The organism is Streptomyces sp. WMMB 714 (assembly GCF_900090125.1).
GTDB lineage: Bacteria > Actinomycetota > Actinomycetes > Streptomycetales > Streptomycetaceae > Streptomyces > Streptomyces daqingensis.
Map to the genome: position 1 here is coordinate 165,136 of NZ_FMHJ01000004.1, position 19,254 is coordinate 184,389.

Genomic DNA, 19,254 nt, shown 5'->3' on the forward strand with positions numbered 1-19,254 from the left:
CGAGGACGCTCGTCGTTCCGTACGCGGGCACGGTCATGTCCGGACCACCTGGGTCATCTCGGCGTCGGGCGAGGGCGCGGGCGCCGGCGCCGGCCGCCTGGCCGTGTCGCTGATCTTGAGAAGGATGGCGACGAGCGCCCAGTTGGCGATGACGGACGAGCCGCCCTGCGCCAGGAAGGGCATCGTCATACCCGTCAGCGGGATGAGGCCCATGACGCCGCCGGCGACGACGAAGACCTGGATGCCGAAGGCCGCGGAGAGGCCGACGGCCAGCAGCTTGCCGAAGGGGTCGCGGGCCGCCAGCGAGGTGCGGATGCCGCGCTCCACGAGGAGGCCGTACAGCAGCAGGAAGGCCATCACACCGGCCAGTCCGAGCTCCTCGCCGACGGTCGCGAAGATGTAGTCGCTCTTGGCGGCGAACCCGATCAGCCGGGAGAAGCCCTGGCCGAGACCCGATCCGAGGGTGCCGCCCGAACCGAAGGCCCACAGCGCCTGCGCCGGCTGCTCCGAGCCGTTCTCGAACGCCTGCATCGGGTCGAGCCAGTCGTCGACGCGGCTCTGCACGTGGGGTTCGAAGCTGGCGACGGCGACGGCGCCGACGATGGTCAGCCCGAGCCCGAAGACGATCCAGCTCGTGCGTTCCGTCGCGACGTACAGCATCACCACGAAGAGGCCGAAGAAGAGCAGCGAGGTGCCCAGGTCGGTCTCGAAGACCAGGATCAGGACGGACAGGCCCCAGATCACGAGGATCGGGCCCAGGTCGCGGCCGCGCGGCAGGTACAGGCCCATGAAGCGGCGGCTGGCCAGCGCCAGGGCGTCCCGCTTGACCATGAGGTAGCCGGCGAAGAAGACGGCGATGATGATCTTCGCGAACTCGCCGGGCTGAAGGGATCCGACGCCGGGGATCGTGATCCAGATGCGGGCGCCGAAGCGGGCCGGGAAGAACACCGGCAGGATCAGCAGGATCAGCGCCGTCACCATCGAGATGTAGGTGTAGCGCTGGAGGACGCGGTGGTCCTTCAGGAAGACCAGCACACCCACGAAGAGCCCGACGCCCAGCGTCGACCACATCAACTGCGTCGGGGCGGCGGCACCGCCGGGCAGCGGTTCCAGATCCAGCCGGTAGATGAGCACGAGACCCATGCCGTTGAGCAGCGTCGCGATCGGCAGCATCAGCGGGTCGGCGTACGGCGTCCAGCGGCGTACGACGATGTGCGCGACGCCGGCGAGGAGACCCAGCCCCAGCCCGTAGCCGAGCATGCCCGCGGGGAGTGAACCGTCCTTCGCCAGACCGACGTTGGCGTAGGCGAACACGGGGATGAGCACGGCGAAGACCAGCAGCGCCAGCTCGGTGTTGCGGCGGCTGGGCAGGCCTCCGGGCGAGACGGTCGTGTTGCTGCCGGTGTTGGTCGTGATGTTGCTGCTCATTGCTGCCGGAGCCCCCCTACGGCGCGGTGCACTGCTTGGCGAGCTGCTGCTGCTTCTCCGTGAGCTTCGGGCTCGGTGACGGAGTGTCGTCGCTGCTGCGCGAGTTGTCCTGGCTGGTGCTCTGACCGGCCTGGCGCGCGGCGGCACGGGAGGTGCCGTCGGCGGCGCCCGCGGCCTCTCCGGTCTTGCCGTCGCCCGGCTTCTGCTCGTCCTTCTTGCCGCCCTCGTCCTTGCCGCCCTCGTCCTTCGGGGGCTCGACGCGCTGCTCGGCGACGATGCGGCAGACCTCCGCCTGCTCCTCCAGCTCGTCGGCCTTGTCGCGGGCCTCGGAGGCGCTGCCGGCGACGATCGTCTCGCGCACCTGGTTGCGCTGGTAGCCGGGGAGGTACTTGAGTTCGACTCCGGGGCGGTCCTGGTAGACCTCGTTGAGGCTGATGCCGGCGAGTTCCTGGCTGATGCCGCGGTAGAGCGCGATGTGGTCGTCGTTGGCGCCCACGTAGTACTGGGTCTGTGTCCAGCGGTAGCCGCCGTAGAGGCCGCCGCCGACGATGATGAGGATCAGCGCGATCCACATGGAGCGCTTGAGCCACCGGCCGCGCCCGCGGTGCTTGACGAAGTCCTCGTCGGTGTAGGCGCCGAAGCTGCCGTGCGGCGGGCCCGCGACGGTGCCGCCGCTGCCGGGAGGCCCGAAGCCCTCACCGGGCGCGCCCTGCTGCGGTACGGACTGGGCGCCTCGCCCGAGCTCCGCGGCACGGGCCGCGGGCGTGCGCATGGCGCCCACGTCGCCGCCCAGCGGGGTCTGCGACTCGGCGACGGCGCCGACCACGACAGGGGTGTCGTTGAGCTGCCTGCCGAGGGCGTCGTTCTCGTCGACGTCGACGACGTCCGCGACGATGCACGTGATGTTGTCCGGGCCGCCACCGCGCAGCGCGAGCTGGATCAGCTCCTGGACGGTCTCCTGAGGGCCCTGGTAGCTGGCCAGGGCCTCCTCGATCGTCTGCGGGCTGACGACGGTGGGGAGCCCGTCGGAGCAGATGAGGTACCGGTCCCCCGCGCGCACCTCCCTGATCGACAGGTCGGGCTCGACGTGGTCCCCGCTGCCCAGCGCGCGCATCAGCAGCGAGCGCTGGGGGTGGGTCGTGGCCTCCTCCTCGGTGATCCGCCCCTCGTCGACCAGCTTCTGCACCCAGGTGTGGTCCTGGGTGATCTGCGTGAGCTGGCCGTCGCGGAGCAGATAGGCGCGGGAGTCGCCGACGTGTACGAGGCCGAGCCGCTGCCCGGTCCACAGCAGCGCCGTGAGCGTGGTGCCCATGCCCTCGAGCTGCGGGTCCTCCTCGACCATGACGCGCAGCTGCTCGTTGGCACGCTGCACGGCGACGCCGAGCGAGGTGAGGATGTCCGATCCGGGGATGTCCTCGTCGAGCTGCACGATGGTGGAGATCACCTCGGAGCTGGCGACCTCGCCGGCGGCCTGCCCGCCCATGCCGTCGGCCACGGCGAGCAGCCGCGGACCGGCGTAGCCCGAGTCCTCGTTGTGCTCTCGGATCATGCCGTCGTGAGATCCGGCGGCGAAGCGCAGTGACAGACTCATGCGCACCTCGCCCGTCGGCTCCGGGTACATCCGCACGGTGCCCACCCTCCGGTCGTCATGATCTGTAACTACTTCCGCAGCTCGATGACCGTCTTGCCGATGCGAATCGGCGCCCCGGGCTGGATCGGCGTCGGAGTGGTGAGCCGGGTCCGTTCGAGATACGTGCCGTTGGTGGACCCGAGATCCTCGACGATCCACTGGCCGTCACGGTCCGGGTAGATCCTGGCATGCCTGCTGGACGCGTAGTCGTCATCCAGCACGATCGTGGAGTCGTGCGCGCGTCCGAGCGTGATGGTCTGACCCTGCAGGGCGACCGTCGTACCGGTCAACGACCCCTCTGTGACGACGAGCTTGGTCGGGACGTTGCGCCCGCGCCCGCCGCCGGACCCGCGCCTGCCGCTCTGCTGCCGGGCCGGCTGGCGCGGCTGAGCACGCTGGTCCTCGGCACGGCGTGCGGCGCGCTGAGTCACGCGGGTGCCGAAGAGGTCGCTACGGATGACCTGTACGGCCACGATGACGAACAGCCACAGTACGGCGAGAAATCCCAACCGCATGACCGTCAGGGTCAGCTCTGACATTGCCCCCGCTTCACCCTTCGGCTTGCCGGTAAATGATCGTGGTGCTGCCCACGACGATGCGCGAGCCGTCGCGGAGCGTAGCGCGCGTGGTGTGCTGTCCGTCCACCACGATGCCGTTCGTCGACCCGAGATCCTGGATCGAGGACGGCTCCCCCGCCCGGATCTCGCAGTGCCTGCGGGAGACCCCGGGGTCGTCGACGCGCACGTCGGCCTCGGTGCTGCGGCCCAGAACGAGGGTCGGGCGGGAGATCTGGTGGCGGTTGCCGTTGATCTCGATCCAGCGCCGGGTCTCGGTGCGCGGCATCGGGCCGCCGCCGCTGCCGCCCGCGCCGGGGGCGTACCCCGGGGGCGGTCCGGGCGGCATGGGCGGCGCGCCCGCGGGCCCCGGGCCCGGGGGGTAACCGCCTTGCCCGCCATAGGCGTTGTTGGGGGCACCGGAGCCGCGCTGCGGCTGCGAGGAGCTGGAGGCGAGAGTGCGGCTGCGCACGCGGTACAGCCCGGTGTCGAGTTCGTCCGCCTTCTCCAGGTGGACCTTGACCGACCCCATGAAGGTGTAGCGCTGCTGCTTCGCGTACTCGCGCACCATCCCGGCGAGTTCGTCACCGAGCTGCCCCGAGTACGGGCTGAGGCGCTCGTAGTCGGGTGCGCTCAGCTCGACGATGAAGTCGTTCGGCACGACAGTGCGCTCGCGGTTCCAGATGGTCGCGTTGTTGTCGCATTCACGTTGGAGGGCGCCCGCGATCTCCACGGGCTGCACCTCGGACTTGAACACCTTCGCGAAGGTGCCGTTGACGAGACCCTCGAGTCGCTGCTCGAAGCGCTTCAGAACTCCCACGTTGCACCTCCTTCCCAGATGCCCTCGGCTCTAGTGCGCCTCCCAGTCTCTCCGGGCTTGCGCATGCTGTGTTCCGGTGGTTCCCGGTACTGCTTACTGATCGTATCCACGCGTGAGGAAAACGGGTGGTTCCCCGCTCGGCCCCGGCGGAGGAGTGTCACCTCTCACACACCCCTCCGGGCGCCGTCACACCCTCGCATGGATCGTAGGGTCCCCGCGGCAAGTGTCCCTCAGCCAGTGCACGGAAGCGACGGGCCTTGTGCGGGTGCATACGGATGTGAAGCCACCGCCACCAGCGTGCTAATCTTTTGGACGTCGGCGGGCGCCCGCAAGGAGCCCGGCGATCGTCTTCCTCGCTCAGGCGGGGAGCCCGATGCGCGGGTGGCGGAATAGGCAGACGCGCTGGATTCAGGTTCCAGTGTCCGAAAGGACGTGGGGGTTCAACTCCCCCCTCGCGCACAGCGGAGAACGGGTCTCCACCAGGACGAAAGTCCCGGTGGGGGCCCGTTTCGCGTTGAGCGGACGGCTCCGGGGCCGGTGTCGGTGCCAGGGCGTCCGGCCTGCCTGAATGCTCGGTTCTGCGCATAGAGGACGTACCGGGGTGAAGTGCCCAGAACGGGCCTCACTTGATGATCTTCAACTGGACCGGCGGGCGTTGATCACGCCGGGGTGGGCGCGAAGCAGCCGGTGGGTGTCCACGGCCAAGTCACCACGGAAACGGGGAAGTTGGGGGCTGGGCGATGACCGGCTCCGGGCCCGTACCCACGACGGATCCAGCGGGCATCACCCCTCGCCGAGAAGGGCGGAGACGGGCGGGGCGGTAGCGATCTTGGTGACGCATGGAGCGGGCGGGGCGAAGCGGGGCCGCGACCGGTCCCCCGTACCGGTCGCGGCCCCGCTGTCCTCCGGAGCCTCGCGCCGCGCGTCAGCAGCAACCTCCCTTGGCGGCGACCGGGGTGAGGGCTTCATCTCGCTCCTCTTCACCGGCGCCGTCACAGCACGCGCTGCCCTGCTGCTTGGCGAGGTTGCCGGCATCGGCCTTCACGACGTAGACCTCCCAGGGCTCCTTGCCGGGGCCGTGGACCCACACCTTGTCCTGGAGCGCGTAGCAGCACTCGGTGTCGTTCTCCTCGAAGGTGGCCAGGCCGGCGTCGCTCAACCGGGTCGCGGCCCCCTTCACAGCGTCGGAGGATTCGACTTCGACTCCGAGGTGATCCATGCGGGTCTCCTCTCCCGCGTCGCCTTCGATGAGGACGAGCTTGAGCGGCGGCTCGGTCAGCGCGAAGTTGGCGTAGCCCTCCCGGACCTTCGCGGGTTCGGCGCCGAAGAGCTTGCTGTAGAAGACGATGGACGCGTCGAGATCAGGGACGCGGAGCGCGAGTTGCAGGCGTGCCATGACGTACCTCCTTGGTGGTGGGCCGATGTTCAGGTCTCGCGTTACCGGGGGCGGGCGCCGGCTCGCTGGAGCTCCGGGGCCGCCGGGGGTCCGCAGCAGCCGCCGCTGTCCTCGGACGGGCCGGCCGCGGGTGCTGCGGTCTCGTCGAGGAGCCCGGCTCCGCCGCGGACCCCGGTCTCCGGCAGCGTCAACTCCACGCGCTCAGCTGTCTCGTGGTCTCCGGCGAGGGCGGCGGCGATGGAGCGGACCTGCTCGTAGCCGGTCATGGCGAGGAAGGTCGGAGCCCGGCCGTAGCTCTTCATCCCGGCCAGATAGAGGTCCTTCTCGGGGTGGGTCAGCTCGTTCGCGCCGTGCGGGTGGACGGTGCCGCAGGAGTGGACGTCGGGATCGATCAACGAGGCCAGCGCCACCGGTGCTTGGAGCCGCTCATCGAGGCCGAGGCGCAGTTCGCCGAGGAACGACAGGTCGGGCCGCAGACCGGTCAGGACGATGACCTCGTCGACCGGTTGCAGGCGGCGGCCGTCCTCGCCCACGAGAACCAGGCGGCCGTCCTTCTGTTCCACCGCAGCGGTACGGAATCCGGTGACTGCTGCGGCGTATCCGTCCTCGACGGCGGCCTTGGCTCGCAGGCCCAGGGCGCCGCGCGCGGGCAGCTCATCGGCTTCGCCGCCGCCGAAGGTGTTCTCGCCGATGCCCCGACGCAGGATCCAAGAAGTGCGGGTGCCCGGCTGCTCCTTCGCCAGGTCGGCGAGCCCGGCGAGGGCGGTGAACGCTGAGGGGCCCGAGCCGATCACGGCGGTGCGCTTACCCGCGTAGCGGGCCCGTGCCGCGGGGTCGGCAAGATCCGGAACGCGGTAGGCGATCCGGCCAGCGGCGGTGCGCTCCCCGGGAGCGGGAAGGCCGTCGCTCCCGAGAGGTCCCGGGATGGACCAGGCACCGGAAGCGTCGATGACAGCGCGTGCGGTCAGACGCTCCTGACTCCCGTCCGCCGTGACTACGTGAACGGTGAAGGGCTGCTCCTCACGCCCGGCGTCGACGACGCGGTCCCGTCCCCTGCGGGAGCCGACCGGGCCGGCTCCGATCACCACAGTAGGCAGTGCGGCAGTGGGGTCGTCCACGGTGGTTCACCTGCTTGGTTCGACTTCTGTCTATGGCCTGCACGGCCAGCTTCACACTTGTTTCGACAGGCGTCAACTTAGATAGGCGTCAAAATGGCATGCCCGGGAAGCGCGACAACTGTTCGACATGTGTCAAAATAGATGCATGTCGAAACCCGCCGCGTTGCCGCTGATACAGACAGAAGTGGAGCCCTGCTGCCCACCGCTGAACGAGCGGCCCCTGACCGTGGAGGAGGCGGAGCGGGCCGCTGCGATGTTCAAGGCGCTCGGTGACCCGGTCCGGCTGCGGCTCTTCTCCCAGATCGCCGCACACGCCGACGGAGAGGCGTGCGTGTGCGACATCTCCGATGTCGGTGTCTCCCAGCCCACCGTCAGCCACCACCTGAAGAAGCTGCGCGAGGCCGGACTCCTGACGTCCGAGAGGCGTGGCACCTGGGTGTACTACCGCGTCGCCCCGAGCGTGATGGCTTCCCTCGCGCAGAGCTTCTCCGTATCCGGCTGACCTGCTGTGCACGGCGCCACCGTCGGTGGCGCCGTCCGCCGGGGCTGTCGGGGCGGTCCCGAACACGGATCAGGAGTGATCGCCATGGACCACGACGACGAACAGCACCACGGAACCTGGCGCGACGTGGTGCTGATCGAACGCCGCAGCCCTCTGGTCGGTTGAGCATCGGGACGACCGGTCCGCTCCGGGGAGTCTCCACGCCGGGCGGCCGTACCGCTCACCGGGCCACGGCCTCCTGTGCGGCAGACCCGAACCTCCTGCGCAAGGCCAGGGAGACGTGGACAAGGGCGACCAGGACGGGAACCTCGATCAGCGGGCCCACGACGCCGGCGAGGGCCTGGCCGGAGGTGACTCCGAAGGTGGCCACAGCGACCGCGATGGCCAGCTCGAAGTTGTTGCCTGCCGCGGTGAACGCCAATGCGGCAGTGCGGTCGTAGGGGATGCCGATGGCCATGCCGAGGGCGAAGGACCCGAACCACATGAGCGCGAAGTAGGCCAGCAGGGGCAGTGCGATGCGGACGACGTCCACGGGCTGTGAGGTGATCGTCTTCCCTTGCAGGGCGAAGAGGATCACGACGGTGAAGAGCAGGCCGTAGAGCGCGAACGGCCCGATCTTCGGCAGGAACCGGTTCTCGTACGCCTCCCTGCCCGTCTTCCGCTCGCCGAGGCGGCGGGTGAGGAACCCGGCCAGCAGCGGGACGCCGAGGAAGACGACGACGTTCCAGGCGATCTTCCACAGGGAGATGCCGAGCTGCTCGCCGCTTCCCAGTCCGAGCCAGCCGGGCAGCAGGTCGAGGTAGAGCCAGCCGAGCAGGCCGAAGGCGAGTACCTGGAACACGGAGTTGAGGGCGACGAGGACGGCGGCGGCTTCGCGGTCTCCGCATGCCAGGTCGTTCCAGATGACGACCATCGCGATGCAGCGGGCGAGGCCGACGATGATCAGGCCGGTGCGGTACTCGGGCAGGTCGGGCAGGAAGATCCAGGCGAGGGCGAACATCACGGCCGGGCCCAGAACCCAGTTGACGGTCAGCGAGGAGACCATGAGCTTCCGGTCGCCGGTGACCGCGTCCAGCTTGTCGTAGCGCACCTTGGCCAGCACCGGATACATCATGATCAGCAAGCCGGCGGCGATCGGCAGGGAGATGCCTCCGATCTCGACCTCGCTCAGTGCGTCGTCCAGACCCGGGACGGTCCGTCCGAGTCCGAGTCCGAGGGACATGGCGAGCAGGATCCACACCGCGAGGAAGCGGTCCAGGGTGGAGAGCCTGCCGACGACCCCGGTCTCGGGCGGTGTGTCTGCTGCGGGGGCAGTGCCGGTCCGGGTATCCGTCACAGGCACGGCCTCTTGCGATCCGTCTCGGTCGTCGTGCGTGCGGTCTCGGCCAGCTCGCTGAACGAGCCGGCCAGCGAGCCGAGGACGTCCGGCCGCAATCTGTAGTACGTGTAACGGCCGCATGGCTCCGTCTCCACCAGTCCGGCGTCCCGCATGACCCGCAGATGGTTGGACAGGTTCGTCTGCCGTGCTCCGGTCTCCTCCACCAAGTGCGTGGTGCACAGCGTCTCGCGGGCGAGAAGGGTCACGATCCGCAGCCGGAGCGGGTCCCCCAGCACGCGGAGCAGGTCGAGGTCCGGAGGCGTCAGTTCAGCCTCCGCTGATGTCAGCATGAACTGATAGTGTCACATCATCGAATGCTGATACCAGTCACGGCTGATGCTTCGGGGTCGTTCGCCCAGGGGAGAGGACCGTCATGTCCGAGAAGCCTTCCGTGCTCTTCGTCTGCGTGCACAACGCCGGCCGTTCGCAAATGGCCGCTGCCTGGCTGACGCACCTCGCCGGTGAGCGCGTCGAGGTGCGCTCCGCCGGATCCGCTCCGGCGGAGGCGGTCAACCCCGCAGTCGTCGAAGCGATGCGGGAGGCCGGCATCGACATCGCCGCGGAGACGCCGAAGGTGCTCACAGTGGATGCTGTGCGGGCCTCGGACGTGTGCATCACCATGGGGTGCGGCGATGTCTGCCCGGTCTTCCCGGGCAAGCGCTACCTCGACTGGAAGCTGGAGGATCCGGCCGGTCAGGGAGTCGAGGCCGTCCGGCCCATCCGGGACGAGATCAAGCGCCGCATCGAGGAGCTCATCTCCGAGATCGCCCCGGACGACGGGCCCGGTGTCCGCTGACGCAAGGCTGCCGACCCGGCAGGGGTGGGTCTCAGTCGATGTCCCGGGCGGCGCCCGGCCGTCCCATGACGGCGTCGGCCGCACTCGGGAAGCACGCAACGCAGGCGACGTTGATCGAGTACAGGATCGACGTCCCCCGGCGCTCGCGGAAGACGAAGCGCACGTCGGCCAGCAGTTTGAGGTGGTGGGAGACGGTCGACTGCCCGACGCCGACCTGTTCCACGATCTCCCCGACGCTCATCGCCTCCGGGGCGAGCGCGAGGAGGTTGAGGATCTGCACACGCGTCGGATCGGAGAGGGCCTTGAACCAGGTCGCGTAGGACTCGGCCGTGCTCCGGTCGATCAGCTGGGCGTTCATGGTTCCGCTCATTGCTTATCGATGCTAGCCGATCGAATCGACGACCAGAAGACGGGATTCCGGGCCTGTCCGCAGGTGTTCGGGAGTGGCCGGTTCTGGCCGATGCCTCTCGGGGAACACCCTGGTATTGCTCTTGTTGACGGAGCTGTGCGCGGGAGGCTCCGTGTGCGGGCCCGGTCCGGACCGCCGATGAGCGACGAGCGGTGGTGCCGACGGCTTCCATCGTTTATCTTCGATATTCGATGAACTGAGGTCCTGGCGTCGTACCCAGGGGGTGCCGGAGCCCGGCCTCCCGCTCGACTGCCACCGTGTCGTCCAGCCCACAGAGGTCACCAGTGAGTGAAGTGCAGGCGCTCGTCGTGTTCATCCTGCGGGAGGTCCTGCACTACCTTCCGTGGTTCCTGGTCGCGGTCATCCTCGGCATATCGGTGCAGCGGCTCTCCATCGACGTCGTCGCCCGGCGCAGCTTCTCCCGGCGGGGGATCGCGGGGGTCGCCGTCGTGACAGCCATCGGCGCCTTCAGCCCCTTCTGCTCCTTCACCGTCATCCCGCTGATCCGCCGGTTCCTCATGGCGGGCGTACCCCTGTCGGCGGTGATGTCCTTCTGGATCGCCTCCCCCTCGATGGATCCCGAGATCTACGCGCTCTCCGCCGCCCAGCTCGGATTCCCGGTGGCGACGGCGCGGCTGGTGGGAGCGCTGGTTCTCAGCTTCGGGGCCGGCCTGGTCGTTCTCGCGCTGGAGCGGCGAGGGCGTTTCCGGGATCCGCTGCTGGCGGCTTCGAAGCCGCGGACTGCCACGGCGACGTGCGGCCAGAGCGATGCCGCAGGCGGTACGGCGTCCTGCTCGGCCGCGCAGGCCCCTGCGGCGGTGACCGCGGGAGGCGCCGGTACGACGGCGGTGTCCTCGAAGGAAGCCGCCGAGGACACCGCCTCCGGGGGCGGCTGTTCCGCTTCCGCGAAGGCGGAGGCGGACCCGCTGGCGGACGACGACGGAACACCGTGGCGCGTGCTGGTCCGGCGGGACGTGAAGAACCTCAAGCCCGTGGAGATCCTCAAGGAGATCTGGGGCGACTCGATCCACCTGGGGCGATGGCTGCTGCTGGCCATCGTCCTGGAGGCGCTGATCATCCGTTACGTGCCGGACGACGTCGTCTCCTCCCTCCTGGGCACGGAGGGCGTGGTCTCCGTGCTGCTCGCAGGGGCCGTGAGCGTCCCGCTCTACCTCAACGGTGTCGGAGCCATCCCCGTCGTCGAGGGTCTGCTGAACCAGGGGATGGTGGCCGCCGCGGGGGTGACGTTCCTCCTGGGCGGTGCGGTGACCACGATTCCGGCGATGGTGGCCGTGAAGAGCGTCGTGAAGCTGCCGGTCTTCGCCTTCTACCTCGGGGTGGGCTTCCTAGGGAGCATCGGGCTCGGCCTGGTGGCCCTCCCCTTCATGTGAGACCGGCGGGCCTCTCCCCCCGGGCCCGTCGGTCTCACGCCTCCTCGCCGAGGGGGCGCGACCGCAGTTCGATGAGCCGGCGCGGATCGGCCAGATCCGCCGCGACCTGCTCGGAGTCGTCCCCGACGGCGATCACGTGGCCGAAGCGGGACATGTAGCCGCGGGGCGGGAGGGCCAGCCTGGTCCCGGTCGCTGCCGTGGCCACGGCCTTGTGCACGGTCGGCCCCAGCAGGTCCGTGCGTACGACGGCCTCGACCACCTCGCAGTCGGCTTCCGGGTACAGGAAGCGGATGGCCGCGGTACGTCCCGTCTTCGGGCTCGTGTCCGGGACGAGGCCGGCCGCGGTGCTCGCGGCAGCGACCGAGGGGTCCGTGCCGCTCGCGAGCATCCCCAGACAGGGGATGAAGTCGCCGCCGAGACGAGCGTTGATCTCGACGAGCCGCGGCCCGTCGGGGGTGAGCTTGAACTCCGCGTGGGTGGCGCCGTGTTCGAAGCCGAGGGCTCGGTGGATGCGGCCGAGCTGCTCGACGAGCTCCGCGTCCGCCAGCAGGGGATCCGCGGGGTCGACCGTGTGTCCCGTCTCCTCGAAGTAGGGCTCCATGCCGACCTGTTTGCGTGCGAGGACCATGGGGGTCACGGCCCCGGAGCCGACGACGGAGTCGACGCTGATCTCCGGGCCCGTGAGGAATTCCTCGACCAGGACGTCGGCGGCGTAGCGGGGTACGCCCGGCCACTGCGCGGAGGCTGCCGAGTGGAAGGCTTCCTCCACCGGCGCAGGGCCGTCCACGCGTATGACGCCGATGCTGCCGCCCAGGCCGCGGGCCTTCACCACCACGGGATATCCGATGCGGTCGGCTGCCTTTCGGGCCTCTTGTGCTGTCGAGACGGGGATGGAGGCCGGCTGGGGCACGCCCGCGCCCGTCAGCAGGGCCCGGGTCGTCGCCTTGTCCCGGCAGGCGAGTACCGATTCCGGTGACGCACCCGGCAGACCGAGCCTCTGGGCGAGCAGGGCGCTGGAGTGCACGAGCGATTCGTCGTAGGTGAAGACGCCGGCCACCGTGTGCCGGGCGGTCACGGGCGCGGCAGCAGCGTGGAGGGCGTCCGGGTCGCGGGTGTCGACCCGGGTGGTGCCCTGGACGTAGGGGAGCTGCCAGGTGGGCTCCGGGGCGTCGAGCAGCCAGAGCCTGAAGTGGCGGGCGACGGCGGCCACCATGTATTCGCGGTACCGGCGGTCGCCGCTGCCGACGAGCAGGAGCAGGGGTGCGGACTCGTCGGCGGTTTCCGGCTGGGCGGGCTGGTCCGGGGTGGCCATGTCGTGCGTCGTCCTCTCGGGGATGCGGTGAGGCCGCGTGCGGGGTGGGCAGTCGGGCCGCGTGCGGGATGGGCAGTCGGGTGCGGGCGCGGACTACTGTGCGGAGGATGCCTGTTGCCCGGGCGCTGCGCCGAGCAGTTCGGCGGCGGCCCGGGGCAGTTCGGTGGAGCACCGGGCGTCGACCGCGTAGAGGATGTTGGCGCCCGCGCGGTGGCGGGTCACGATCCTCACGTGGTGGAGCGTCCGCAGGTGGTGGGAGACGGTGGGCTGGCTCATCCTCAGGTGGTCCACGACGGCGCCCGCCGGGACGGGGCGGGGCTGCCGGGTCAGGAAGTCGACGATGAGGATGCGGGTGGGGTCGGACAGGGCCCGGAACCAGCCGGCGTACTCGGCGAGGGTCTCCTGTGCGAGTGGACGGTCGGACATGGGTAGCGGGCCTAACGGGCGATCAGGAAGACGACGGCTGCGACTGCCGCCGCGAAGGGCGGGGTGACGATCCAGGCGACGAGGAAGTCGCGGAGGGTCTTGCCGCTCAGACGGCTGACGTCGGCGCCGGCGGATCCGGCGATGGCACCGGTCGAGGTGTGCGTGGTGGACATGGGAAGTCCGTAGCCGGCGCCGAGGCCCACCAGCGTGGCCGTGGTGAGGTTGGCCAGGAACCCCTCCTTGTGGTTCATGCGGATGACGCCCTCCCCCAGCCGTTCGGCCACGCGCATGCCGGCGGTCAGGGACCCCACCGCCATCGCGACGGCGACCAGCAACGCCACCTGCCACGTCGTCATGCCGGCCGGTACGAGGGCGAAGGCGCCGATGGCGACGATCTTCGGGGTGTCGTTGAGGCCGCGGGCGAAGCCGGTGGCGCCGCTGGTCGTCCAGTGGAGCGCGGTCAGTCTCCGGTCCGGGGCCCCGGCGGTGGCGGGAGGGGAGGAGACAGCGGAGGCCTCGGGTGTGAGAAGCGCCGCGGTGCCGGGAGCGGCGCCACCCGGGCCCGGGGAAGGCTCCACGTCACTGCTGTCCGCCGAGGAGGCGTTCCGCGCACCGGAGTTGTCGCCGTTCCGGAAGAGCAGGGCGAGCAGCAAGGAGATCCCGTAGGCGACGCCGACGCTGACGAGCAGGGGGATCACCAGTTTCATGGGGATCGCGCTCCAGGCGATGCTGCTGGAGGCGAACAGCGTTCCCGCGCCGAGCAGCGCACCGATCAACGCGTGCGTCGTGGAGACCGGCAGGCGGAGCACCGTGGCCAGGGCGACCCAGCTGACGGTGCCCGCCAGGACGGCGACGGCGAACGCCTCGGTGGGCTCGGCCGTGACGATGCCCTTGGAGAAGAGCTTCGTCATCTTCTCGGCGAGCGCCAGCGAGCAGACGCATCCGGCGAACGTGGTCACGGTCCCCCAGAGGATGGCCGTGCGGTACTTCGTCACCCCCGCTCCCGCGAGAGTGGCGACGCCCTTGGGGACGTCGTTGCCGCCGTTGGCCGCGGCCAGTGCGGCGACGAGAACGAGGACGAGCACGGTGGTGAAGGACATGGGGGTGTCTCCATCGCAGGTGAAGGACGGACGACTGAACACCGGGGCCGCGGACGGGCCTTGGCCCCGGGGCGTGTTCCACGGGTCAGCAGCAGGAGCTGCCTCCTGCCTCCGGCAGGGCGGGTTCCGTCCGGGCGTCGGCCGGTTTGCGGGCCCGGATGATCGCGGCGTGCAGGCCGTCCGCGGCCTCCTGGGTGAACTCGACTTCGGCGTCCTTCAGCCCGACGGCGCTCAGCAACTCCACGTACTCCGAGACGGAGAGAGCACCGGCGATGCATTCGCTGTGGCTGCCGCGTTCGGCGCGCTCCTCGGGGCTGAGGCGGTCTTCGGCGACGACGTCGCTGATGCCGAGGCGTCCGCCGGGTGCCAGCACCCTGGCCATCTCGGCGAAGACGGCGGGCTTGTCGACCGACAGGTTGATCACGCAGTTGGAGATGATCACGTCGACTGTTCCGGCCGGCAGCGGAACGGCCTCGATGCTGCCCTTGAGGAGCACCACGTTGTCGGCCTCTGCGTCCGCGACGTTCGCGGCGGCCAGGGCGAGCATCTCTTCCAGGAAGTCCAGGCCGAAGACCCGCCCGTCGGGGCCGACGCGGCGGGAGCTGAGAATGGTGTCGAGACCGGCTCCGGACCCCAGATCGAGCACGGTCTCGCCTTCGCGCAGTTCGGCGACGGCGGTGGGGTTGCCGCAGCCGAGGCTGGCCAGGAGAGCCGCGTCCGTCGCCGCCCCTGGCCGAACGTCCTGGTAGGCGGCGGGCCCGAAGGTCTCCGGGTCGGGTGAGCAGCAGGAACCGTCCGTCCCGGCCTCGTCGGCCTTGGAGCGGTAGTAGGCGCGCACTTCGTCCTGGAGCTTCGCGGCGGTGCCGGATGTGTCGGTCATGGACGGGTCCTTCGGTCAGGCGCCGGCGGGGGCGAGGCGGTGCACGGGACGGGGATAGCCGGGTTTGAACGACACCGGTGAGGTGGCTGAGGAGCGGGCTCCGGTGGCCTCGTCGGCCGCTGCCACGGCGTCGGTGACGGCGCGGTCGAGGTCGTCCGGTTCGCACGCGACGCGGGCGTTGACGACCGCGCGGGCGTCGGCCACGGCGGTTGCGAGGACGCTGTCCACGGTGGGCGTCGCACCCGCTTCGGTGAGACTCAGCTTGGCGAACTCGCCGGTGCCGTCGTCCACGGTGAGCTTCGCGTGTCCGATCACCGCACCGTGCTCCGCTGCCCAGCCGGAGAGACGGGCGAGGACCGTACGGGCCCAGTCCGTCGCGTCGAACTCCTCGCCGTCGGCGGACAGTTCGACTTCCTGGTTCATCCAGGCCAGCTGGGCCTCGGCCGCGGCGTACCGGTCGTAGTCGACCTCCAGGTCCACCGCCTGGTTTCCCGCGGGTGCCTCCCAGGCAGCCAGGAGTGTGTCCACGCCCTCGCCTGTGGTCGCCGAGTAGCCCACGACGGCGGCGTCGCCGTACTGCTTCCGCAGTCCGGGCAGCAGCTCGTCGGCCTGGTCGCCGGTGATCGTGTCGAGCTTGTTCACGGCGATCACGTCAGCCTCGGTGAGCTGCTGCCGGAAGAGGTAGGACAGGTCCGACTCCGGCTCACCGCGCTGCGCCGCCCGCTCGAAGGCCCGGTGGCGCAGCGGGTCGACGACGGTCGTCAGGGGTGCGACGACCATGTTGTCGCCGTAGTAGCGGCGCAGCGGCCGTACCACGGTGGCCTGCAGGTCGGTGCAGCTGCCGACGGCCTCGGCGATGACCGTGTCGACGCCGTCGGAGCCGGTCAGGGCGACCACCGCCTCGACGAGATCCTCGAACTTGCAGCAGAAGCACCCGCCGGTGACCTCCGCGACGCTGTCCAGCTTGCTGCGTACGAGCTGGGTGTCCACGAGCTCCACACCCTGGTCGTTGGTGATGACGGCGACCCTGTGGCCCTTCTCCTGCAGGGCCAGGGCGGTCGTGGTCATGGTCGTGGTTTTGCCCGCGCCCAGGAACCCGGTCAGCGGAATGAAGGTGATCATGTGATTCCCCGTCTCGTGGGTCGGAGGTCGGATCAACCGGCGGAGCAGCAGCCGCCGGACGATTCGCTCAGCAGCGGCGGCGCGGCGGGACGGGACGGCACCGCGTCCCCGAACGCGCTGTGCCTGCTCGATCCGAACGCGTCGAGCCAAGCGGCCGCCCGGGGACGCAGGTTCGGATCGGAGAGCAGCAGCGACGTGGTCATGGCGCGGGGCGTGCAGCCGCGCAGAACCTTCGCCCGGTGAGCGCCGGCACCGAACTCGACGGTCCGCAGCCCTTCGGCGTAGGCGTCGCGCACGGGGGCGTCGAGGACGAGGGCGAAGTAGACGCCGCTGCGTTCGCCGATGGCCGCGTAGTCGAAGCCCGCCCACTTGGGGAAGAGCCGGTGGTGCTTGCGTACGGTGACGCAGCTGGCGACCAGCTCACCGCTCTTGCGTCCGAGGTAGGCCCGTACGTCCGCTCCCTCGTCGATGAGTGCGGAGAGGATGCCGGCGATGTGGCCGGGCTCCTCGCCGGCGCCGTTCTTCTCACGGTTGAGGCAGGTGAGCTCCGCGATGCGCTCGACGTAGGGGCGTATGCCGGTGCCGTCGGCGCGCTCGATGGTGATGCCGGCGGCCGCGGCCTTGCGGACGTCCGCCTTGATGCGCTGACGCTTCTTCAGGGGGAGGGCGGCGAGGTGGCCTTCCCAGTCCGGGGCGTCGAGGCTCAGGAAGTCCTCGTACCCCCAGAAGCAGTGGTGTCCGCCTGCCGAGTCGAGGGCGGTCACCAGGTCCCGGCCGACGCGCCGGTCGGGGATCCAGGGCGCGAGGACGCAGCGGACGCCGGCGTCGAACGCGGCGGGAACCAGCTTCTCCACGAGGGTCCCCACAAGGGTGGGCGTCCAGAAGTTGTACGCGGGCTCGGTGCGGTAGCCGAGCGGGGAACCCAGCAGCAGGGTGGGGAAGAACGGCTCGGTGCCCAGTTCGTCGATCTCGGCGCTGCGTGCGGAGTCCGTCTCCGCTCCGCAGCAGACCTCCTCACCCGTGGGAGCCTGCCGGCCCAGGTAGGTGCGGGGTTCGTGGTCGACCACCGGGGGTGAGGCGAGGACGTATCCGGGCAGGACGGCCAGCTCCCCGCGGGCGCGGGTGGCGACGGTGTGCCACGGCTGGGCTTCCGGGAGGGCCTTCTCGGTGGCCGCCAGCCAGGTGGGGCCCAGATACGGCCAGGCATCGGTGAGGTCGGTGAGCTCCTCGGACCAGCCCATCCGCGGAAGCGCCTGGCCGGTGGAGACGACGACGCGAGGTGATCCGCCCATCTCGGGCTCCTTCGGGTGGGAGGGACCGGTCAGCACTTCACGCAGCAACGGACCCTGCCCGCGTCCTCCGCGTCGGATCTTCGTTGCTGCCACAGCTCCTCGACCCGCCTGTCGGGGTGCGTCCACTCCGTCCAGAAGCCGCGGTCGACGGTCGCGACGTCCTCCATCCACGGTGAGGACAGCAGCGGCGAGCCTTTGAACAGCAGCAGCCGGGTCTGGAGGGCGGTGGGGTCGGTGACGTGGGCGAGGTCTGCCTCCACCAGCCAGTCCTCGAAGCCGAGCAGTTCTTCGTACTCGACCCAGGGGGTGAAGGGGATGAACGTCGGATACAGCTCGAAGCCGATGCGTCTGGCCTCGACGACCGCCTGGCGCATGTGGTCGACGTCGATGTGCTTGTCGAAGATGCGCAGGACGCGGTCGGAGGGGAACTCCAGGGCGCAGGTGACGCGGCGCAGTCCGAGGGAGACCAGCTTCTCCAGCTCACGTGGATAGCTCAGGACGTGGTCGACCCGTGTGGTGAACTCGAACGTGATCGGGCCGACGGCGTCCGCGAGCCGTTCCACGATTCCGGCGCCGATCGTGCGGGAGTTGAAGAACTCCGCGTCGATGAAGCAGAAGTGGCGTACACCCTCGTCCGCGAGCTGGAGGGCGTCGGCCAGGACGCTGTCGGCTTCGTAGACGGCGACACCGCCGTCGTAGGCGCCGTAGACGGAACAGTAGGTGCACTTGTGGTGGCAGCCGCGGGACGCCTCGATGTTCCCCATCAGCCCGAACGGCGAGTGGTGGGCGGGGTAGTGGACGAGGGAGGGGAAGAGATCACGGGCGGGCGCGGCCACGGAGATCCGGCGGCGGGGCGGCCTGGGGCGCATCCCCCGGGACGTCATCAGGGCAGGGACCGCGTGCAGGTCGCGCGTGCCGCGCGCCAGGTCGGACAGTTCCTCGCCGATGAGCTCGGGTTCCTCCATGACGACGGCGTCCGCCGCCTTGAGGAACTCGCGGTGGTTCATCTGCGCGTACTGGCCGAACGCCACGACGGTGGTGGCGAACCGCTCCTTGAGCTCACGTGCCAGGCTCAGGCCGCGCTCCAGCCCCTCGAACTGCTGGACCGACACCAGGGCCAGGTCGAACGGGCCTTCAGGGAAGGCATCGGGCTGGAAGTGCGCGTCCCAGCCGACGGTCTCCACGTCGTGAGCCTGCAGGGAAGCTGCCGCGTACGCACAGGTCAGAGGCTGCATCTCCGCTTCGAAAGCGGAGGCGACGAGCACACGTGGCTGAGTCACACTTCCCCCCGGGAGTGAGTCAATCCAAGAAAGCGAACCGTGCTAAACGCGCTGTGCCCTGTCGGTGAGCGAAGGCTCGGGACGGCCGGAACATTGCCGCCTCTAGCGATACATGTCAATAGACCGATACGGAGCCGACCGCGACGACCCTGTTGACGACAGGTTCGGTGCGCCGCCGCCAGGGCCCGCACGGCGTCCCGGGGCGGTGCCTGAATCTCGTCATGTGCCGACTTCAGAAGTCGAATTGAGCTCGCTTGCCCTCCGCCTGGGTGGAAGTGTGATCCCCGGGGGCCGGATTCCTCGCAGTCGGTGGTTCGCGTGTGGCCCGTGAGGCTCCATCGGCATTCTTCGATCGTGATCCCGTGCCGAGGGCTTCCCACACGACGGAGGCGTCCCTACACTCCTGACGGACTCTCCAAG

At 69.9% G+C, this 19,254-nt stretch carries 19 protein-coding genes and 1 tRNA gene; 4 read left to right on the forward strand and 16 right to left on the reverse strand.

The features are described 5' to 3' along the window. Nucleotides 1-33: 33 nt before the first annotated feature. Genes H181DRAFT_RS08460 through H181DRAFT_RS08475 form a run of 4 tightly spaced genes read right to left on the reverse strand, consistent with a single transcriptional unit; the run spans nucleotide 34 to nucleotide 4,432 of the window. Nucleotides 34-1,428, reverse strand: a complete 1,395-nt coding sequence (locus tag H181DRAFT_RS08460; protein ID WP_045863674.1) for an FtsW/RodA/SpoVE family cell cycle protein — start codon at nucleotides 1,426-1,428, stop codon at nucleotides 34-36. A gap of 16 nt (nucleotides 1,429-1,444) precedes the next feature. Then, complete coding sequence (locus H181DRAFT_RS08465) at nucleotides 1,445-3,064, reverse strand: Stp1/IreP family PP2C-type Ser/Thr phosphatase (protein ID WP_045863675.1); 1,620 nt, start codon at nucleotides 3,062-3,064, stop codon at nucleotides 1,445-1,447. A gap of 23 nt (nucleotides 3,065-3,087) precedes the next feature. Next, nucleotides 3,088-3,597 (reverse strand): FHA domain-containing protein FhaB/FipA, encoded by a 510-nt coding sequence (locus H181DRAFT_RS08470; RefSeq protein WP_045863676.1) that lies wholly within the window; start codon nucleotides 3,595-3,597, stop codon nucleotides 3,088-3,090. A 10-nt stretch (nucleotides 3,598-3,607) separates the two neighbouring features. Next, entirely contained in the window at nucleotides 3,608-4,432 is an 825-nt protein-coding gene (locus tag H181DRAFT_RS08475) for an FhaA domain-containing protein (protein WP_045863677.1), read from the reverse strand. 375 nt (nucleotides 4,433-4,807) lie between these two features. On the opposite strand from H181DRAFT_RS08475, the gene H181DRAFT_RS08480 reads away from it, so the two are divergent. Continuing rightward, nucleotides 4,808-4,891: transfer RNA gene (locus H181DRAFT_RS08480), tRNA-Leu, on the forward strand. 466 nt (nucleotides 4,892-5,357) lie between these two features. Here the strand turns inward: H181DRAFT_RS08480 and H181DRAFT_RS08485 are convergent. Together H181DRAFT_RS08485 and H181DRAFT_RS08490 are read right to left on the reverse strand one after the other, a co-directional pair. Further along, nucleotides 5,358-5,828, reverse strand: a complete 471-nt coding sequence (locus tag H181DRAFT_RS08485) for an ArsI/CadI family heavy metal resistance metalloenzyme (protein ID WP_045863678.1) — start codon at nucleotides 5,826-5,828, stop codon at nucleotides 5,358-5,360. A gap of 41 nt (nucleotides 5,829-5,869) precedes the next feature. Beyond that, entirely contained in the window at nucleotides 5,870-6,946 is a 1,077-nt protein-coding gene (locus H181DRAFT_RS08490) for an NAD(P)-binding domain-containing protein (protein ID WP_254666764.1), read from the reverse strand. A 145-nt stretch (nucleotides 6,947-7,091) separates the two neighbouring features. Between H181DRAFT_RS08490 and H181DRAFT_RS08495 the strand changes: the two genes are divergently transcribed. Next, nucleotides 7,092-7,448: an ArsR/SmtB family transcription factor gene (locus H181DRAFT_RS08495; protein ID WP_045863679.1), complete on the forward strand. Its 357-nt coding sequence runs from the start codon at nucleotides 7,092-7,094 to the stop codon at nucleotides 7,446-7,448. 220 nt (nucleotides 7,449-7,668) lie between these two features. Here H181DRAFT_RS08495 and arsB read toward each other — a convergent pair whose 3' ends face one another. Further along, nucleotides 7,669-8,784, reverse strand: a complete 1,116-nt coding sequence (gene arsB / locus H181DRAFT_RS08500; protein WP_045863680.1) for an ACR3 family arsenite efflux transporter — start codon at nucleotides 8,782-8,784, stop codon at nucleotides 7,669-7,671. Beyond that, nucleotides 8,781-9,116 carry an ArsR/SmtB family transcription factor gene (locus tag H181DRAFT_RS08505; protein ID WP_045863681.1) on the reverse strand — a complete coding sequence of 112 codons (336 nt, stop codon included), beginning with the start codon at nucleotides 9,114-9,116 and terminating at the stop codon, nucleotides 8,781-8,783. Before H181DRAFT_RS08505 ends, arsB begins: the two co-directional genes overlap by 4 nt. Nucleotides 9,117-9,199: 83 nt before the next feature. Between H181DRAFT_RS08505 and H181DRAFT_RS08510 the strand changes: the two genes are divergently transcribed. Then, nucleotides 9,200-9,622, forward strand: coding sequence for an arsenate reductase ArsC (locus H181DRAFT_RS08510; RefSeq protein ID WP_045863682.1), 423 nt, complete (start codon nucleotides 9,200-9,202; stop codon nucleotides 9,620-9,622). A gap of 31 nt (nucleotides 9,623-9,653) precedes the next feature. On the opposite strand, the gene H181DRAFT_RS08515 is transcribed toward H181DRAFT_RS08510, so the two are convergent. Further along, entirely contained in the window at nucleotides 9,654-9,980 is a 327-nt protein-coding gene (locus H181DRAFT_RS08515; protein ID WP_045863683.1) for an ArsR/SmtB family transcription factor, read from the reverse strand. A gap of 335 nt (nucleotides 9,981-10,315) precedes the next feature. Between H181DRAFT_RS08515 and H181DRAFT_RS08520 the strand changes: the two genes are divergently transcribed. After that, nucleotides 10,316-11,422: a permease gene (locus H181DRAFT_RS08520; RefSeq protein ID WP_158715423.1), complete on the forward strand. Its 1,107-nt coding sequence runs from the start codon at nucleotides 10,316-10,318 to the stop codon at nucleotides 11,420-11,422. 34 nt (nucleotides 11,423-11,456) lie between these two features. Here H181DRAFT_RS08520 and H181DRAFT_RS08525 read toward each other — a convergent pair whose 3' ends face one another. The 7 genes from H181DRAFT_RS08525 to H181DRAFT_RS28310 all read right to left on the reverse strand — a co-directional run bounded on the left by H181DRAFT_RS08525 (nucleotide 11,457) and on the right by H181DRAFT_RS28310 (nucleotide 18,834). After that, on the reverse strand, nucleotides 11,457-12,734 hold the full coding sequence (locus H181DRAFT_RS08525; RefSeq protein WP_045863685.1) for an ATP-grasp domain-containing protein: 1,278 nt from the start codon (nucleotides 12,732-12,734) through the stop codon (nucleotides 11,457-11,459). Nucleotides 12,735-12,827: 93 nt separating this feature from the next. Continuing rightward, entirely contained in the window at nucleotides 12,828-13,160 is a 333-nt protein-coding gene (locus tag H181DRAFT_RS08530) for an ArsR/SmtB family transcription factor (protein WP_045863686.1), read from the reverse strand. An 11-nt stretch (nucleotides 13,161-13,171) separates the two neighbouring features. Next, nucleotides 13,172-14,260 carry an inorganic phosphate transporter gene (locus tag H181DRAFT_RS08535; protein WP_045863687.1) on the reverse strand — a complete coding sequence of 363 codons (1,089 nt, stop codon included), beginning with the start codon at nucleotides 14,258-14,260 and terminating at the stop codon, nucleotides 13,172-13,174. Between the two features lie 85 nt (nucleotides 14,261-14,345). Then, on the reverse strand, nucleotides 14,346-15,140 hold the full coding sequence (locus H181DRAFT_RS08540; RefSeq protein ID WP_045863688.1) for a methyltransferase domain-containing protein: 795 nt from the start codon (nucleotides 15,138-15,140) through the stop codon (nucleotides 14,346-14,348). A 15-nt stretch (nucleotides 15,141-15,155) separates the two neighbouring features. After that, nucleotides 15,156-16,262 carry a GTP-binding protein gene (locus tag H181DRAFT_RS08545; protein ID WP_052708504.1) on the reverse strand — a complete coding sequence of 369 codons (1,107 nt, stop codon included), beginning with the start codon at nucleotides 16,260-16,262 and terminating at the stop codon, nucleotides 15,156-15,158. 32 nt (nucleotides 16,263-16,294) lie between these two features. Continuing rightward, nucleotides 16,295-17,554 (reverse strand): GNAT family N-acetyltransferase, encoded by a 1,260-nt coding sequence (locus H181DRAFT_RS08550; protein ID WP_139131680.1) that lies wholly within the window; start codon nucleotides 17,552-17,554, stop codon nucleotides 16,295-16,297. Nucleotides 17,555-17,583: 29 nt separating this feature from the next. Then, on the reverse strand, nucleotides 17,584-18,834 hold the full coding sequence (locus H181DRAFT_RS28310) for an arsinothricin biosynthesis radical SAM protein ArsL (protein ID WP_139131681.1): 1,251 nt from the start codon (nucleotides 18,832-18,834) through the stop codon (nucleotides 17,584-17,586). Between the last annotated feature and the right edge of the window lie 420 nt (nucleotides 18,835-19,254).

Coding starts and splice junctions, on each gene's coding strand:
- H181DRAFT_RS08460 (WP_045863674.1), bottom strand. CDS start 1,428: ATGAGCAGCAACATCACGACCAACACCGGCAGCAACACGACCGTCTCG.
- H181DRAFT_RS08470 (WP_045863676.1), bottom strand. CDS start 3,597: ATGTCAGAGCTGACCCTGACGGTCATGCGGTTGGGATTTCTCGCCGTA.
- H181DRAFT_RS08485 (WP_045863678.1), bottom strand. CDS start 5,828: ATGGCACGCCTGCAACTCGCGCTCCGCGTCCCTGATCTCGACGCGTCC.
- H181DRAFT_RS08495 (WP_045863679.1), top strand. CDS start 7,092: ATGTCGAAACCCGCCGCGTTGCCGCTGATACAGACAGAAGTGGAGCCC.
- H181DRAFT_RS08505 (WP_045863681.1), bottom strand. CDS start 9,116: ATGCTGACATCAGCGGAGGCTGAACTGACGCCTCCGGACCTCGACCTG.
- H181DRAFT_RS08510 (WP_045863682.1), top strand. CDS start 9,200: ATGTCCGAGAAGCCTTCCGTGCTCTTCGTCTGCGTGCACAACGCCGGC.
- H181DRAFT_RS08515 (WP_045863683.1), bottom strand. CDS start 9,980: ATGAACGCCCAGCTGATCGACCGGAGCACGGCCGAGTCCTACGCGACC.
- H181DRAFT_RS08525 (WP_045863685.1), bottom strand. CDS start 12,734: ATGGCCACCCCGGACCAGCCCGCCCAGCCGGAAACCGCCGACGAGTCC.
- H181DRAFT_RS08530 (WP_045863686.1), bottom strand. CDS start 13,160: ATGTCCGACCGTCCACTCGCACAGGAGACCCTCGCCGAGTACGCCGGC.
- H181DRAFT_RS08535 (WP_045863687.1), bottom strand. CDS start 14,260: ATGTCCTTCACCACCGTGCTCGTCCTCGTTCTCGTCGCCGCACTGGCC.
- H181DRAFT_RS08540 (WP_045863688.1), bottom strand. CDS start 15,140: ATGACCGACACATCCGGCACCGCCGCGAAGCTCCAGGACGAAGTGCGC.
- H181DRAFT_RS08545 (WP_052708504.1), bottom strand. CDS start 16,262: ATGATCACCTTCATTCCGCTGACCGGGTTCCTGGGCGCGGGCAAAACC.
- H181DRAFT_RS08550 (WP_139131680.1), bottom strand. CDS start 17,554: ATGGGCGGATCACCTCGCGTCGTCGTCTCCACCGGCCAGGCGCTTCCG.